This window comes from Pantoea sp. X-Soil-MYKO-1785, assembly GCF_059730675.1.
Map to the genome: position 1 here is coordinate 3,320,682 of NZ_AP036000.1, position 16,712 is coordinate 3,337,393.

The following is a 16,712-nucleotide window of genomic DNA, read 5'->3' on the forward strand; positions in this document are numbered from 1 at the left end:
CGAAAAGTTCGCGCGCTGCTCGTGAATCTTACTTCGCTAAACGCTTCTGATGCTCATGTGCCGCTTTGACAAAGCCGGCAAACAACGGATGGCCATCACGTGGTGTTGAGGTAAACTCCGGGTGGAACTGGCAAGCCACAAACCATGGATGGTTCGGGATTTCGATAATCTCAACCAGTTGATCATCCCCTGAGCGACCCGCAACCCGCAGACCGGCTGCTTCAATCGGCTTCAGCAGCATGTTGTTAACTTCATAACGATGACGATGGCGCTCAACGATGGTGTCAGAACCGTACAGCTGGTGAACCTGGCTGCCCGGGGTTAACTGACACTGCTGGCTGCCCAGACGCATGGTGCCGCCCAGATCGCTCTGCTCGCTGCGCACTTCAACGTTGCCGTTTTCGTCACGCCATTCGGTAATTAACGCCACTACCGGATATTTACAGTCTGGCACAAATTCAGTGGAGTTGGCGCCTTCCATCCCGGCAACGTTACGGGCGAACTCCATCAATGCCACCTGCATGCCAAGACAGATGCCGAGATACGGCACGTTATTTTCGCGTGCGTACTGCGCGGTCATCAGCTTGCCTTCGACGCCACGGTAACCGAAGCCACCTGGAATCAGAATCGCATCCAAATCTTTCAGTAATTCGACACCGCGTGATTCGACATCCTGCGAGTCGATCAGTTTGATGTTCACGGTGACGCGATTTTTCAGGCCGCCGTGCTTCAGCGCTTCAATCACTGATTTATAAGCATCCGGCAGTTCAACGTACTTGCCGACCATCCCGATGGTGACTTCACCGCCCGGATTGGCTTCTTCATAAATCACCTGCTCCCACTCGGCCAGGTTGGCTTCCGGGGCATTCAGATTGAAGCGTTTGCAGATATAGTCATCCAGGCCCTGCGACTTCAGCATGCCCGGGATCTTGTAAATCGAATCGACATCTTTCAGCGAAATAACCGCTTTTTCCGGCACGTTACAGAACAGCGCGATTTTGGCGCGTTCGTTGGCTGGCACGGCGCGGTCAGAACGGCAGATCAGCACGTCAGGCTGGATACCGATAGAGAGCAGCTCTTTGACCGAGTGCTGGGTCGGTTTGGTTTTCACTTCACCGGCTGCCGCCATATACGGCACCAGCGTCAGGTGCATATACATGGTGTGCTCACGACCCACATCCACCGCCATCTGACGAATGGCTTCGAGGAACGGCAGTGATTCGATATCGCCGACCGTGCCGCCGATTTCGACCAGCACCACATCGTGGCCTTCGCCGCCTTCAATGATGCGCTCTTTGATGGCGTTGGTGATGTGTGGAATTACCTGAATCGTGGCACCCAGATAGTCGCCGCGGCGTTCTTTACGCAGCACTTCAGAGTAGATACGGCCAGTGGTGAAGTTATTACGACGCGACATTTTAGTGCGAATGAAGCGCTCGTAGTGACCCAAATCCAGATCGGTTTCAGCCCCATCATCAGTGACGAAAACTTCACCGTGCTGAGTCGGGCTCATGGTGCCTGGATCCACGTTGATATACGGGTCCAGCTTCATGATGGTCACGTTAAGACCACGGGCTTCGAGAATGGCTGCGAGGGAGGCTGCGGCAATGCCTTTACCCAGAGAGGATACGACCCCGCCGGTCACAAAAATATAATTCGTTGTCATGCTGAACCTGAGAGTTTAGGTTTAAAGACGGTGGAATAACCAGGACGGGAAAACAGTATACTGGAAACCGCTATCAGCCACAATTGATGAATCACAGCCATCCTCCAACGCAGTGCTGCGGCTAACATAGCGGATAGCCGTTAATGAAATGTTGATGTACGTCACAAAGTTGTCGCCGCGCTGAATCGTGTAAGCTCAAGCGGCGATTTTATACACAGCGCTGGAATAATCAGCATTTCTCGCTGATTTTCACCTGCTGCCAGGCCGCTTCCATCTGTTCCAGCGTGGCGCCAGGCATGCTCAGCCCCTGCGCGGCAATGATCGCTTCAACCTGGCGGAAACGGCGCTCAAACTTGTCATTGGCCTTTTGCAGCGCGGTTTCCGCTTTGCTGCCGAGATGGCGCGACAGGTTTACCGTGGCGAACAGCAGGTCACCGATCTCCTCCTCCAGTTTCTGACTGTCCACCACGCTTTGCTGCGCCTCGTGCATCACTTCATCGATCTCTTCATGTACTTTGGCCACCACCGGCCCCAGCGTCTCCCAGTCAAAGCCGACGTTGTGGCAACGCTTCTGGATTTTATGGGCGCGCATCAGCGCCGGCAGCGCTTTAGGAATGTCGTCCAGCGCCGAATGCTGAGCTTTCTCCGCCCGCTCGGCGGTTTTTATCGTTTCCCAGTTTTGCAGCACCTCGCGACTGGTTTCCGCGCTGGCGTCAGCAAAAATATGCGGATGACGGCGCTCCAGCTTGTCGCTGATGGCGTGGCAGATATCTTCGAAGGTAAAGCGATCCTGCTCGCTGGCCATCTGGGCATAAAACACCACCTGGAACAGCAGATCGCCCAACTCGCCGCGCAGATCGTCAAAATCCTCGCGCTGGATGGCGTCCAGCACTTCATAGGTCTCCTCCAGCGTATACGGAGCGATGGTGGCGAAGGTCTGCTCACGATCCCACGGACAGCCGTGTTGCGGATCGCGTAGAGTTTTCATAATGCCAAGCAGGCGATCGATGGCGTTCATTCAGGAAAATCCTTTGCGGTTGGTGTTGAGGTGGCGCATATACGGCGCCTGAGGTGCAGCACGCCAGTCCGGCCGTTCGCCTCAGCGGCGAAAACCGGACCGGCGGCTGGTGGTATCAGTGTAAACGGCGGGCGTCGATGATATCAGAGACCTGATTCAGGCGTGCCAGTACCCGTCCCAGCACCTGATGGTTATAAATCTCGATATCCATGTCGATGGTCGCCAGCTGCTTTTTGGTATCGCTGCGGCTCGACACGCCCAGTACATTGACTTTTTCATTGGCGAGGATAGTGGTGATGTCGCGCAACAGGCCGCTGCGATCGTTGGCTGTCACCCGTACCACCAGCGAATAGCCGCTGGAGTAACTTTCACCCCATACCGCGTCAACGATGCGTTCCGGCGCATGGGAGATCAGCTCAGCCAGCTGGTCACAGTCGGCACGGTGAATCGAAATACCGCGTCCCTGAGTGATAAAGCCGACGATATCGTCGCCCGGAATCGGCTGGCAGCAGCGCGCAATGTGGTGCATCAGGTTGCCCACGCCCTCGACCACCACGCGCCCGCTCTCTTTGCGCGACGGCGGCGTGTAGGACTTCTGCGTCAACTGGCGCAGCGCTTCACGGTCTTCCTCTTCGGCGCTCGGCTTGTTGAGCTTCGCCTGCAGGAAGTTAACCATCTGATTCAGGCGAATATCGCCGCCGCCAATCGCCGCCAGTAGCTCATCCAGTGAAGTGACGTTATAGCGCGGCAGCAGCAGCTTCTCCGCTTCACGCAGGCTGATATCCAGCTGATTCAGCTCGTTATCCAGAATCTGCCGTCCGGCGATGATGTTCTTATCGCGATCCTGCTTGCGGAACCAGTTGTGAATCTTTGACCGGCCGCGGCTGGTGGTGATATAGCCGAGGTTAGGGTTGAGCCAGTCCCGGCTCGGGTTCGGCTGTTTCTGAGTGATCACTTCAACCTGATCGCCCATCTGCAGCTGATAAGTAAACGGTACGATACGGCCACCGATTTTTGCGCCGATGCAGCGGTGACCGATATCACTGTGAATATGGTAGGCGAAGTCGAGCGGCGTCGAGCCGGCGGGCAAGTCCACCACATCCCCTTTCGGTGTAAAGACGTAAACCCGGTCATCAAACACCTGGCTACGCACCTCTTCCAGCAGTTCACCGGAATCCGCCATCTCTTCCTGCCAGCTGATCAGCTTACGCAGCCAGGCGATACGCTCTTCGTGCCCCGCCGCGCCGCGCGCGCTGCTGGAGGTCGGCCCTTCTTTGTATTTCCAGTGCGCCGCCACGCCCAGTTCGGCATCTTCGTGCATCTGGCGGGTACGGATCTGGATCTCCACCGTTTTACCCTGCGGGCCTAACACCACGGTGTGAATCGACTGGTAGCCGTTCGGCTTGGGGTTCGCCACGTAGTCGTCAAACTCGCTCGGCAGATGGCGATAAAGCGTGTGGACCGTACCCAGCGCGCCGTAGCAATCCTGTAAGCGTTCGGCCACGATGCGCACCGCCCGCACGTCGAACAGCTCATCGAATGCCAGCGACTTCTTCTGCATCTTGCGCCAGATACTGTAGATATGTTTCGGCCGGCCATAGACTTCAGCGCGTACGCCCTCTTTGGCCATCTCTTTACGCAGGTTGCTGACGAAATTGTCGATGTACTGCTCACGGTCAATGCGCCGTTCATGCAGCAGTTTGGCGATGCGTTTGTATTCGTCGGGATGCAGATAGCGGAAGCAGTAATCTTCCAGCTCCCACTTCAGTTGCCCGATGCCGAGCCGGTTGGCCAGCGGTGCATAAATATTGGTGCTCTCTTTGGCCGCCAGTACCCGCTCATCTTCCGGCGCATCTTTCATTTCGCGCAGGTTCATGATGCGTTCGGCCAGTTTAAGCACCACGCAGCGGAAATCTTCCACCATCGCCAGCAGCATCCGGCGGACGTTATCCACCTGCTCAGACGCCATCGAGTCATTGTGGATCGCTTTCAGCTGACGGATCGCGTCCATATCGCGCACGCCATGCACCAGCGAAACGATGCCTTTGCCGATGGTTTTTTCCAGATCTTCTTCGCTCACCACTTCATCGTTAGCCAGCGGGAAGATCAGCGCCGCACACAGGCTTTCAATATCCATACTGAGCATTGAGAGGATTTCGACCATCTCAATGCCGCGCCACAGCAGCAGCGACTGATCGGGATGGCCTTTGGTTTGCGCTTCACAGTAGCGCCAGGTTTCGGCGACGCGTTGACATGATTGCGGGTTAGCAATACCGAGACTGGCGATCCACTGGTCGAGGGCAAAATCCCCCTCAGTATTTAAATGCGCACTTCTGACCGCAACCATATCCTCTCCTGCACAGCGACTTAGCCCATCGCTTCTGTTTTTCTGAACAGCACCATGGATTCGAGATGACGGGTATGAGGAAACATATCCAGCATCGCGACCCTTTCCAATTGGTAACCCGCTGACAGCAATGTCTGGCTGTCACGCGCGAGTGTGGTGGGATTACACGAAACATAGACCACGCGTTCTGGTGCAAGTTTAACCACATGCGCCATAACGCCAGCAGCCCCGGCACGTGCCGGATCGAGTAATACCTTGTTAAATCCCTGTGCCGCCCACGGCTGGCGCGACACATCCTCTTCCAGGTTATGCTGGAAAAAGCGAACATTTTTAAGATTATTCAGCTCAGCATTATACGCTGCCTGCCGCACTAATGCTGCAATGCCCTCCACACCAACGACATTTTGTACGAAGATTCCGATAGGAAGTGTGAAGTTTCCCATACCGCAAAACAGGTCCAGCACCTGGTCTTCCGGCTGCAGATCGAGCCAGCTTATCGCCTGCGCCACCATCTGCTGGTTCACCGCATCATTAACCTGAATAAAATCCTGTGGACTGAAGGTTAGCTTAAGTTGATGAGAGTGATAAAACGGCTTCGCTTCGGTTAACGGCGTTAATGTCTCATCGCCCGCATCCAGTAACAGCATCAGCTGATGCTTATGCGAAAACTGTTCCAGCTTTTCACGATCTTCCGCCTGCAGCGCATCAAGATGGCGCAGGATCATCAGCGGGCCGTTGTCTGCCAGCACCAGCTCAACATGGCCGAGACGCCTGACGGCGCGTAAGCCACTCAGGCACTGACGCAGCGGCGTGATCAATGCCTCAAGTTCGGGCATCAAAATGGGGCATTGCTGGATATCGACCAGATCGTTGCTTGCCTCCTGACGGAATCCCATCTGCAGGCGCTGCTGCTTGTTATGCCACTGCAGGCCCAGCCGGGCGCGACGGCGATAGCCCCAGGGCTCAGCGGCAATCACCTCATCCACCGCCACCGGCTGCTGTGCCGCCTGGCTCAGCATCCGGCTTAGCGCCTGGGCTTTGCTCTGCTGCTGCAGTGCCACGTCCACATGCTGCTGCTGGCAGCCGCCGCAACGCTGAAAATGCGGGCAGCGCGGCGTGACGCGTGCCGGACTGGTGTTTAACAGCCGCGTCACTTTCGCTCGGGCAAATTGCCGTTTATCCTCTGTTAGCGTGATTTCTGCCTGTTCGCCAGGCAGCGCACCGCTGACAAAAATGGTTTTGCCTTGATGACGCGCCACGCCCTGCCCGAACGGATCAAGCTGTTCAATGGTGACGGTAAGGCGTTGTTGCGTCGCCACGCGCTGTTTTGCAGCGTAAAATTGCGCCATAGTGTTGTTAATTCTCTTTCTCTAAAAACGATGTGCACAGGTTTGTCGACGGATGCACAAGGACGTTAAGCCGGAGTAGCCAGGCGACTATTATGACCAAATACAGCCTGCGGGCGCGAATGATGATTTTAATCCTGGCACCCACGCTGATGGTTGGCCTGCTGCTCAGCTCATTTTTTGTGGTGCATCGCTACAACGAACTGCAAAGGCAGGTGATGGATGCCGGCGCCAACATCATCGAACCGCTGGCGATCTCCAGCGAATACAGCATGACCTGGCATAATCGCGATGCGATGCGCGAACTGGTCAGCCTGCTGCACCGTCGCCACTCCGGTATTGTCCGGGCGATTTCGGTGTTCGACAACCATAACCAGCTCTACGTCACCTCCAACCACAAGCAGAACCTCAGCCTGCTGCAGCAGGATGATATCCGCGCCCTGCCGGATGATGTCTCCATGGAACGGCACGGCAGCCTGCTGATTCTGCGAACCCCGATTACCACCGAACGCTATGACGTGGATGAGTTGCCGGATGAAGATGCCAAACCGGCGGGCAATCCGCTGGGCTATGTGGCGATCGAGCTGGATCTGCAGTCGGTGCGGCTGCAGCAGTACAAAGAGGTGTTTGTCGCCACGCTGATGCTGCTGTTCTGTCTCTGTATTGCGATGCTGTTCGCCTATCGCCTGATGCGCGACGTCACCGGCCCGATCCGCAATATGGTCACCACCGTGGACCGGATTCGTCGCGGTCAGCTCGACAGCCGGGTTGAAGGCTACATGCTGGGTGAGCTGAGCATTCTGAAAAACGGCATCAACGCGATGGCGATGTCGCTTACCGCCTACCACGAAGAGATGCAGCATAATATCGATCAGGCGACCTACGACCTGCGCGAGACGCTGGAACAGCTGGAGATCCAGAACGTTGAGCTGGACCTGGCGAAAAAACGGGCGCAGGAAGCCGCCCGCATCAAGTCAGAGTTTTTAGCCAATATGTCGCATGAACTGCGCACGCCGCTGAATGGCGTGCTCGGTTTTACCCGCCAGATGCTTAAGACTCAGCTGCGCGCCACCCAGCGCGATTACATGCAGACCATTGAGCGCTCGGCCAACAACCTGCTCAGCATTATCAACGACGTGCTCGACTTCTCGAAGCTGGAAGCGGGCAAGCTGATGCTGGAAGCGATTCCCTTCCCGCTGCGCGCCACGCTGGATGAAACCCTGGTGCTGCTGGCTCCGTCGGCCCATGACAAAGGTCTGGAACTGACGGTGGTGTGCGACAGCAGCGTACCGGATAACGTGATTGGCGATGCGCTGCGCCTGCAGCAGATCCTGATCAACCTGATTGGCAACGCGATTAAATTTACCGAAAAAGGCACCATTGGCCTGCGCGTCGGACAACGGGTGATCACCCATACCCGGGTCGAGCTGGAAATTCAGGTCGAGGATACCGGCATCGGCATCTCTGAGCAGCAGCAGACTCAACTGTTCCAGGCCTTTCGTCAGGCGGACGCCAGCATTTCCCGCCGCCACGGCGGCACCGGGCTGGGGCTGGTGATTACCCAGAAACTGGTGCGGGAGATGGGCGGGGAAATCACCTTCAGCAGCCAGCCCGATCACGGCTCCACCTTCGTGATTCGGGTGCAGCTGGATCTCAATCCGAATGCGCCAGGTATGCCGCGGGTGCTGGAGGCGCTGTCGCATGCGCGTATCGCCTATGTGGAAGCCAACCCCAGCGTAGCGCGGGCGGCGCTGGAGATGTTAAGCGCCACGCCGCTGCAGATCGATTACAGCGAGACGCTGGAGGGATTAAGCGAGCCGCACTATCCGCTGCTGCTGATGGCGATGCCGGTCAATATCAGCCAGCATCAGTTACTGGCGGAAAGCCAGATTAATGCCCTGCTGGATCGGGCCGATCATGTGCTGATGGCGCTGCCCAGCCCAATGATGCTGCTGGCCGATGAGCTGAAGGTGCGCGGCATTGATAGCTGTGTCGCTAAACCCATTTCCCTCACCCGCCTGCTGCCGATGTTGCTGGACCTGCACACCCGCCAGACCAGTGAACTGCCGCTTTCGCCGCGCCTGCCGTTAACGGTGATGGCGGTGGATGACAATCCGGCCAACCTCAAGCTGATCGGTGCCTTACTTGAGGAGCAGGTACAGCGTATCGTGCTGTGCAACAGCGCCGAACACGCGATTCGCGAAGCCCGTCAGCAGGCGCTGGATGTGATCCTGATGGATATCCAGATGCCTGATATTGACGGAATTCGCGCCAGCGAAATCATCCGTGGCCTGCCACATCATGCCAGTACGCCGATTGTCGCGGTCACCGCCCATGCAATTGACGGCGAGCGCGAACAGCTGATTAAAGCGGGGATGAATGACTATCTGGCGAAACCGATTGATGAAAGTAAGCTGAGCCAGCTGCTGGCGCGCTACACGCCGCCGCCTGCCGCCGCTGTACCGGAACTGCCGCACATTCTGCCGACGCTCGACTGGCAGCTGGCGCTACGACAGGCGGCCAGCAAGCCGGAGCTGGCGCGCGATCTGCTGCGGATGCTGCTGGAGTTTTTACCAGAGGTCCACGCAAAAATCGCGCAGTTTATGGCCAGCAATGAGGTGAGCGCGCTACGTGAGATCATTCACAAGCTGCACGGCAGCGCCAGCTACAGCGGCGTGCCACGCATGAAGCAACTTTGTCATCAGCTGGAGCGCGAACTGCATCAGGCCAGCGACATTGCTGCGCTGGAACCTGAGCTGCTGGAGTTGCAGGATGAGATGGAGAATGTCGCCAGAGAAGCCCGGCGGATACTGGGCGTTGAATAACCAGCAATACCGGCATGGCGTCGCCCTGCTGCTGCACCGATTGGTTATTCAGCCTGCATCCGCCAGCGCGCGCCAGCAGCCATGCCGACGCGCGGGCTTGCCCGGACAGATTAGCGGAAACCGGCCAGTTTCAGCGTCGCCGCGACGTTACGCGCGGTCAGCTGGACGTTCCTGCCGGCGCTGGCCAGCGCCTCGTCCAGTGAACAGATGCTGTAGAGCACGCTGAACACCGCATCAATACCGTGCTGATGCACCACTCCGACATCTGCCGTCAGGCTGCCAGCGATGCCGATCACCGGCTTATTGAAGCGCTTTGCCACGCTGGCAACGCCAATCGGCACCTTGCCATTAATACTCTGGCTGTCGATGCGCCCTTCACCGGTAATCACCAGATCGGCATCCTTAACCTGTTCCGCCAGCCCCAGCGCTTCGGTAACAATCTCAATACCGCGCCGGAGATCGGCCTGGCAAAACGCATGCAGCGCCGCGCCCATACCGCCTGCCGCGCCACCGCCGGGAATATGCAGCACATCAATATCCAGATCGCGATGAATAATCGCCGCGTAGTGGGTCAGCGCCTGGTCAAGTTGCTCTACCAGCGCCGGCGTCGCCCCTTTTTGCGGGCCGAAAATCGCCGAAGCGCCCTCTTTACCGGTCAACGGATTAGTCACATCACAGGCCACCTCGATCCGGCACTGTGCAATGCGGCTATCCAGCTGGCTGATATCAATCGAGGCGAGATCGGGCAGTGCGCCGCCGCCATAACCGATTTCACTGCCCTGGGCGTTCAGCAGCCGGGCACCAAGCGCCTGCATCATGCCCGATCCGCCGTCATTGGTGGCGCTGCCGCCGATGCCGATGATGATATGTCCGACGCCCTTATCCAGCGCGTTTTTAATCAGTTCGCCGGTGCCAAAGGAGGTCGTCACGCGCGGATCGCGCTGCGCGGCGGGCACCCGTTCGAGGCCACTGGCGGCGGCCATTTCGATATAGGCGGTGCGCTCGTCACCGGACAAACCATAAAAAGCGTCGACCTGCGCGCCAAGCGGCCCGGTAACCTTTAACCTGACGATTTTTCCCTTCGTCGCCGCCACCATCGCTTCTACCGTGCCTTCGCCTCCGTCGGCGACCGGTATTTTCACATAGTGCGCATCGGGAAAAATTTCACGGAAACCCGTTTCTATTGCCGATGCCACATCCAGGGCGGATAAACTCTCTTTATATGAATCCGGTGCGATTACGATTTTCATAGGCAATCCGAGCGCTGTTAAGTGATTGAAATGCGCTGAAACCAGTCCGGCATCCGCAGACGCCGGCTCCGGGTTTTAGCGGGCGATTTCAACCTTCGCTAACTTCTCATAATAGCAGGCAAGCGCACTGTGGTCGGCTGAACCCTGACCATCATTACGCAGTGCCTGCATCATCTCCATCACCGCCGCCGTCAGCGGCAGATGCGCGCCGATGCCGTGTGAGGTATCCAGCGCATTCGCCAGATCTTTGATGTGCAGATCAATACGGAAGCCAGGTTTGAAATTGCGATCCATCACCATCGGTGCTTTAGCATCCAGCACGGTACTGCCCGCCAGGCCGCCACGGATCGCCTGATAAACCAGATCCGGATTTACCCCCGCCTTGGTTGCCAGCGATAACGCCTCTGACATTGCAGCAATATTCAGCGCCACAATCACCTGATTAGCCAGCTTGGTCACGTTGCCCGCGCCGATGTCACCGGTATGAACCACCGATGCCGCCATCGCTTTCATGATGTCATAGCAGTGCTCGAAGACCGCTTTGTCGCCGCCGACCATCACTGACAGCGTGCCTTCGATCGCTTTGGGTTCGCCACCGCTGACCGGCGCATCCAGCATTTTGATCTGCTTTGCCGCCAGCGCATCATGGACTTCACGGCTGGCAAGCGGGGCGATTGAACTCATGTCGATGACAATCAAGCCCGGTTTTGCCCCGGCAATAATGCCCTCTTCGCCGAGACAGACTTCTTTAACCTGTGGCGAGTTAGGCACCATGGTGATCACGATGTCGCACTGCTCAGCCAGCGCTTTCGGTGATTTCGCCACGGTCGCGCCCAGCTCAACCAGTTCCGCTTCGTTCTCAGAATGATGGTCACGCACCACCAGCGAATAACCGGCTTTCACCAGGTTTTTACTCATTGGTTTGCCCATGATGCCCAGGCCGATAAATCCGATTTTCATTGCGTTTCCTCTTGATTGATTAGCGCTTAAATTTGTCGCAAAGCGCCTGCGTGGCGTTGCGGAACACACCGAGATCGCTGCCGACCGCCACAAAGGTCGCGCCCCATTCCAGGTAGCGGCGCGCATCGGCTTCCACCGGTGCCAGAATGCCGCTGGGTTTGCCGGCGGCTTTGGCGCGTTCGAAGATGTGTTTAATCACTTTCAGCACCTCAGGGTGTGCTGGCTGACCGAGATAGCCGAGGGCGGCGGAGAGGTCGCCCGGGCCGACGAAGATGCCGTCAACCCCGTCTACCGCCGCGATGGCGTCGATGTTGTCCACCGCCTGCTGGGTTTCAATCTGCACCAGTACGGTGATGTTGTCGTTGATGCTGCTGTTGTAGTCCGGCAGGGTGCCGTACATGTTGCTGCGATGCGACACCGACACGCCGCGAATGCCGGCGGGAGGATAGCGGGTTGATGCTACCGCGCGCAGCGCTTCCTCTTCCGTCTCAACAAACGGCACCAGGAAGTTACTGAAGCCGATGTCGAGCAGCCGCTTGATGATCACCGGCTCATTGCAGGGCGGACGCACCACCGGCGCACTGTGACTGCCCTTCAGCGCCATCAGCTGCGGCACAAAAGTTGTGATGTCGTTTGGCGCGTGTTCGCCATCCAGTACCAGCCAGTCAAAACCGGCCAGGCCTAAAATCTCGGTAGAAATCGGGCTGGCAAGCGCACACCAGCTGCCGATCAGGGTTTCACCCGCTAATAAACGACGACGAAATCCATTCGGCCAGGCTGCATTACTCATGGTTAACTCCTGTGGCGGTGGCTCCCCGCGGGGAGCCGAAAAGATTAACGTACCAGGCAGGGACGCTTATTGTCGTAGGTCCAGCCCGGCACCAGAAATTGCATTGCCTGAGCATCATCGCGTGCGCCAAGCCCCTGCTTCTGATACAGCGCATTGGCCTGCATCACCTGATCCATATCCAGCTCAACGCCGAGACCCGGTTTCTGCGGAACCTGTACCATGCCGCCTTTAATCTGGAACGGCTCTTTGGTCAGGCGCTGATTGCCCTCCTGCCAGATCCAGTGGGTATCAATGGCGGTGATTGCGCCCGGCGCGGCGGCGGCAACGTGGGTAAACATCGCCAGCGAAATGTCGAAGTGGTTATTTGAGTGCGAACCCCAGGTCAGACCAAAGTCGTGGCACATCTGCGCGACCCGCACCGAGCCCTGCATGGTCCAGAAATGCGGGTCGGCCAGCGGAATATCGACCGACTGCAATGACAGCGTGTGCCCCATCTGCCGCCAGTCGGTGGCGATCATATTGGTGGCGGTCGGCATACCGGTAGCACGACGGAACTCCGCCATCACTTCCCGGCCGGAGTAGCCCTGCTCCGCGCCACAGGGATCTTCCGCGTAAGCCAGCACATCTTTCAGCTGCTTACCCAGCATGATCGCTTCGTTAAGCGACCAGGCACCGTTAGGATCGAGGGTAATACGCGCCTCGGGAAAGCGCTTCGCCAGCGCGGTAACCGCTTCGGCTTCTTCGCCACCGCGCAGGACGCCGCCCTTCAGTTTGAAATCGTTGAAGCCATATTTTTCGTAAGCCGCTTCCGCCAGCCGCACCACCGTCTCCGGGGTTAACGCCTCTTCATGGCGCAGGCGATACCAGTCACAGGGATCGTTCTGCTGGCTCTGATATGGCAGGGAGGTTTTGCGACGGTCGCCGACATAGAACAGGTAGCCGAGCATCTCAACCCGATCGCGCTGCTGTCCGTCACCCAGCAGCGAGGCGACGTTAACTTCCAGATGCTGACCCAGCAGGTCGAGCAGCGCCGCTTCAATGCCGGTCACCACATGAATAGTGGTGCGCAGATCAAACGTCTGGGTGCCGCGTCCGCTGGCATCGCGATCGGCAAAGGTGCTGCGTACCAGGCTGAGAATATTTTTGTACTCGCCCACGGTTTTGCCGATCACCAGCGAAGCCGCATCTTCCAGCGTCTGGCGGATTTTTTCGCCGCCCGGGATCTCGCCAACGCCGGTATGGCCAGCGTTATCCTTGATAATCACAATGTTGCGGGTAAAGAACGGCGAGTGCGCGCCGCTGAGGTTAAGCAGCATGCTGTCGTGGCCGGCAACCGGAATAACCTGCATGGCAGTAACTTTCGGTGTTGAACTCATCTCCTGCTCCTTATGCTGTTGCGCGGCCAAATGCCGGGCGCTTACGGTCGAATGTCCAACCGGGAATCAGATATTGCATCGCTGTGGCGTCATTGCGGGCGCCCGCAGGCAGTGACTGGAAAAGCTGATGGGCCTGATGCACGCGATCCCAGTCGAGCTCGACGCCGAGGCCTGGCGCGTCCGGCACCGTGATTTTGCCGTTGCGGATTTGAAGGGGATTTTTGGTCAGGCGCTGATCGCCCTCCTGCCAGATCCAGTGGGTATCAATGGCGGTCGGATTGCCCGGTGCCGCAGCGCCTACATGGGTAAACATCGCCAGCGAAATGTCGAAGTGGTTATTAGAATGACAGCCCCACGTCAGGCCCCATTCATCGCACAGCTGCGCCACCCGCACCGCACCGCTCAGCGTCCAGAAGTGTGGATCGGCTAACGGAATATCGACCGCGTTGAGCATCACCGCGTGGTTCATCTCGCGCCAGTTGGTGGCGATCATGTTGGTGGCGACCGGTAAGCCGGTGGCGCGCCGGAACTCCGCCATCACCTCGCGCCCTGAGTAGCCCTGCTCCGCACCGCAGGGATCTTCGGCGTAGCTCAGCACCTCCGCCATGCCTTTGCACAGGGCGATGGCTTCATCCAGAAGCCAGGCGCCGTTGGGATCAACCGTAATACGCGCATCCGGGAAGCGCTGCTTCAGCGCCGCGGCGGTCGCGATCTCCTGTTCGCCTGGCAGCACGCCGCCTTTGAGTTTGAAATCTTTAAAGCCATATTTGTCCTGCGCCGCCTCTGCCAGTCGTACTACCGCCTCGCTACTCAGTGCTTCCTGATGACGCAGGTGATACCACTCATGGCTGGCCTGTTCACCACTCAGGTAAGGCAGATCGGTCTTGCGACGGTCGCCGAGGTAGAACAGATAGCCCAGCACCGTAACTTCATCACGCTGCTTGCCGGGACCGAGTAACTCCGCCACCGGTACGCCGAGGCACTGGCCCAGCAGATCGAGCAGCGCCGCTTCCAGCGCCGCCACCGCATTGACCCGCAGCTCAAAGGTCCAGGCCCCGTTACCGAAAGTAGTAAAGTCAGCCGACTGGTTGCCCTTGTGCACCTGCTGCACCAGCCGGTTCATCCGGGCAATCTGCTGGCCTTTGACCTGCGGAATCGCCTCAACCAGCGTCTGATAGATGGTATCGCCGCCTGGCGCTTCACCAACGCCGGTATGGCCGGCGCTGTCGGTGAGCACCACGATGTTACGGGTGAAGCAGGCATTGTGTGCTCCGCCGATGTTAAGCAGCATGCTGTCATAACCGGCGACCGGGATAACCTGCATCTCTGTAATTACCGGTGAACTTTGCGTATGCATGTTGCGTCCTCTTATGGCCGGGTTTTCAGTTCGACACGTTTGATATCACCGGCAATCACCAGGAAGCTGAATGCGGCCATAAAGGCGTGAATACCCACATAGATCAGCGCACCTTCGAAGGATCCGCTGGTGGCGATGATGTAACCGATGGCAATCGGCGTCACGATGCCAGAGAGGTTACCGAACATGTTGAACATACCGCCGCTCAGGCCACTGATCTCTTTCGGTGCAGTATCTGCCATCACCGCCCAGCCCAGTGCGCCAATCCCTTTACCAAAGAACGCCAGCGCCATGAAGAACACCACCACCCATTCGGTTTCGGTGTAGTTACACATCACCATCGAAATGGAGAGCAGCATGCCAAGCACTATCGGCGTTTTACGGGCGATATTCAGCGAGCCGGTTTTGCGCATCAGCCAGTCAGAGATTACCCCGCCCAGTACGCCACCAAGGAAGCCGCACACCGCCGGAATCGAGGCAATAAAGCCCGCTTTCAGAATCGACATGCCGCGTGCCTGGACCAGATAGACCGGGAACCAGGTAATAAAAAAGTAGGTTAAGGCGTTAACGCAGTATTGACCGAGATAGATGCCTAACATCATGCGTGAAGTCAGCAGCTGTTTGATCTGGAACCACTTCTCGTTCCAGCTCACTTTACGGCTCTCCTTTTTAACATCCATATTGATCAGCGCACCGCCCTGCTCCATATACTCCAGCTCGGCTTTATTCACGCCAGGATGATCGGTAGGGTCGTGGATGACTTTCAGCCAGATAAAGCTGAGGATGATGCCGAGGCCGCCCATGAACCAGAACACGTGCGCCCAGCCCACTGAAGAGACCAGCCAGCCCATGATCGGTGCGAAGATGACGGTGGCGAAGTATTGCGCCGAGTTGAAGATCGCTACTGCGGTGCCGCGCTCCTGCGCCGGGAACCAGGCCGCAACGATGCGGCTGTTACCAGGAAAGGATGGCGCTTCGGCCAGCCCTACCAGGAAACGCAGGATAAACAGCGACATGATGATACCGAAGCCGCTGAACAGATCGACGAAGCCCTGCAGAAAAGTAAACAGCGACCAGGTAAAAATGCTCCAGAAATAGACCCGTTTTGAGCCGAAGCGGTCAAGCAGCCAGCCACCCGGAATCTGACCAATAACGTAAGCCCATGAGAAGGCAGAGAAGATGTAGCCCAGTCCGACTGAATCGAGGCCAATATCTTTGGACATCGCTGAACCGGCAATCGAAATGGTTGCGCGGTCGCCGTAGTTGAATGAGGTGACAATAAATAACATCACCACAATCCAGTAACGGGCGTTGGTGCGCTTCTGCACCGCTTCCGCTGTCTGGCTGAAACTATTCATGATGCACTCCTGAAATATAGCGTGAGCTACATTCGCTCTGACTGCATACACATCGCGTTGGGTATCAGAGAGAAATAAGGTTAAACACGGCGATCTTTTTTTTTGGCAAATCTTTATTACCCTTTTGCCGTTTCAGCGGCAGCCTGCCGGTTAACAGCCCTCATCAGCGCAGGCGGATAAGGCCGGTGCGGCAGGCAACAAATGGGTAAAGCGTCGTGACGGATAACCTGATCTGGTTAACGAAAATCAGTATAAGAACAGCCCGCAGCGATGACATTGGAGCATCGCCCTGGAATGGAATCGATGTTTACGGGATTATTTGGCATTTGCACAGAATCCTGCGGCATGGCTCACGGAACCTGTAAATATCGGTCGTTTAACCAGCCAGAAAGCCGGTTTCCCACGCTGTTTGTGAGGGT

At 57.4% G+C, this 16,712-nt stretch carries 11 protein-coding genes; 1 reads left to right on the plus strand and 10 read right to left on the minus strand.

The genetic code is table 11. The annotated features are described in order from the left end of the window. Positions 1-28: 28 nt before the first annotated feature. The 4 genes from pyrG to rlmD all read right to left on the minus strand — a co-directional run bounded on the left by pyrG (position 29) and on the right by rlmD (position 6,380). Positions 29-1,666 (minus strand): glutamine hydrolyzing CTP synthase, encoded by a 1,638-nt coding sequence (gene pyrG, locus AC6I8D_RS15730; protein ID WP_312760557.1) that lies wholly within the window; start codon positions 1,664-1,666, stop codon positions 29-31. Between the two features lie 229 nt (positions 1,667-1,895). Continuing rightward, positions 1,896-2,684: a nucleoside triphosphate pyrophosphohydrolase gene (gene mazG, locus AC6I8D_RS15735; RefSeq protein ID WP_497820441.1), complete on the minus strand. Its 789-nt coding sequence runs from the start codon at positions 2,682-2,684 to the stop codon at positions 1,896-1,898. A gap of 115 nt (positions 2,685-2,799) precedes the next feature. Next, entirely contained in the window at positions 2,800-5,031 is a 2,232-nt protein-coding gene (gene relA / locus AC6I8D_RS15740) for a GTP diphosphokinase (RefSeq protein WP_497820442.1), read from the minus strand. Between the two features lie 20 nt (positions 5,032-5,051). After that, on the minus strand, positions 5,052-6,380 hold the full coding sequence (rlmD, locus tag AC6I8D_RS15745; RefSeq protein ID WP_497820443.1) for a 23S rRNA (uracil(1939)-C(5))-methyltransferase RlmD: 1,329 nt from the start codon (positions 6,378-6,380) through the stop codon (positions 5,052-5,054). A 92-nt stretch (positions 6,381-6,472) separates the two neighbouring features. Here rlmD and barA point away from each other — a divergent pair, with 92 nt between their 5' ends. Then, on the plus strand, positions 6,473-9,202 hold the full coding sequence (gene barA / locus AC6I8D_RS15750; protein ID WP_497820444.1) for a two-component sensor histidine kinase BarA: 2,730 nt from the start codon (positions 6,473-6,475) through the stop codon (positions 9,200-9,202). A gap of 110 nt (positions 9,203-9,312) precedes the next feature. Here the strand turns inward: barA and AC6I8D_RS15755 are convergent, their stop codons facing one another. The 6 genes from AC6I8D_RS15755 to AC6I8D_RS15780 form a co-directional block, all read right to left on the minus strand. Beyond that, positions 9,313-10,452, minus strand: a complete 1,140-nt coding sequence (locus AC6I8D_RS15755) for a glycerate kinase (protein WP_312056290.1) — start codon at positions 10,450-10,452, stop codon at positions 9,313-9,315. Positions 10,453-10,527: 75 nt separating this feature from the next. After that, positions 10,528-11,412 carry a 2-hydroxy-3-oxopropionate reductase gene (gene garR, locus AC6I8D_RS15760; protein WP_497820445.1) on the minus strand — a complete coding sequence of 295 codons (885 nt, stop codon included), beginning with the start codon at positions 11,410-11,412 and terminating at the stop codon, positions 10,528-10,530. 19 nt (positions 11,413-11,431) lie between these two features. Further along, positions 11,432-12,202 carry a 2-dehydro-3-deoxyglucarate aldolase gene (gene garL, locus AC6I8D_RS15765; protein ID WP_031374730.1) on the minus strand — a complete coding sequence of 257 codons (771 nt, stop codon included), beginning with the start codon at positions 12,200-12,202 and terminating at the stop codon, positions 11,432-11,434. 44 nt (positions 12,203-12,246) lie between these two features. Beyond that, on the minus strand, positions 12,247-13,578 hold the full coding sequence (gene gudD, locus AC6I8D_RS15770) for a glucarate dehydratase (RefSeq protein ID WP_497820446.1): 1,332 nt from the start codon (positions 13,576-13,578) through the stop codon (positions 12,247-12,249). A 10-nt stretch (positions 13,579-13,588) separates the two neighbouring features. Continuing rightward, positions 13,589-14,935: an enolase C-terminal domain-like protein gene (locus AC6I8D_RS15775; RefSeq protein WP_497820447.1), complete on the minus strand. Its 1,347-nt coding sequence runs from the start codon at positions 14,933-14,935 to the stop codon at positions 13,589-13,591. A gap of 11 nt (positions 14,936-14,946) precedes the next feature. Next, on the minus strand, positions 14,947-16,293 hold the full coding sequence (locus AC6I8D_RS15780) for an MFS transporter (RefSeq protein ID WP_497820448.1): 1,347 nt from the start codon (positions 16,291-16,293) through the stop codon (positions 14,947-14,949). Positions 16,294-16,712 lie beyond the last annotated feature (419 nt).

Coding starts and splice junctions, on each gene's coding strand:
- mazG (WP_497820441.1), bottom strand. CDS start 2,684: ATGAACGCCATCGATCGCCTGCTTGGCATTATGAAAACTCTACGCGAT.
- AC6I8D_RS15775 (WP_497820447.1), bottom strand. CDS start 14,935: ATGCATACGCAAAGTTCACCGGTAATTACAGAGATGCAGGTTATCCCG.
- pyrG (WP_312760557.1), bottom strand. CDS start 1,666: ATGACAACGAATTATATTTTTGTGACCGGCGGGGTCGTATCCTCTCTG.
- rlmD (WP_497820443.1), bottom strand. CDS start 6,380: ATGGCGCAATTTTACGCTGCAAAACAGCGCGTGGCGACGCAACAACGC.
- garR (WP_497820445.1), bottom strand. CDS start 11,412: ATGAAAATCGGATTTATCGGCCTGGGCATCATGGGCAAACCAATGAGT.
- gudD (WP_497820446.1), bottom strand. CDS start 13,578: ATGAGTTCAACACCGAAAGTTACTGCCATGCAGGTTATTCCGGTTGCC.
- barA (WP_497820444.1), top strand. CDS start 6,473: ATGACCAAATACAGCCTGCGGGCGCGAATGATGATTTTAATCCTGGCA.
- relA (WP_497820442.1), bottom strand. CDS start 5,031: ATGGTTGCGGTCAGAAGTGCGCATTTAAATACTGAGGGGGATTTTGCC.
- AC6I8D_RS15755 (WP_312056290.1), bottom strand. CDS start 10,452: ATGAAAATCGTAATCGCACCGGATTCATATAAAGAGAGTTTATCCGCC.
- AC6I8D_RS15780 (WP_497820448.1), bottom strand. CDS start 16,293: ATGAATAGTTTCAGCCAGACAGCGGAAGCGGTGCAGAAGCGCACCAAC.
- garL (WP_031374730.1), bottom strand. CDS start 12,202: ATGAGTAATGCAGCCTGGCCGAATGGATTTCGTCGTCGTTTATTAGCG.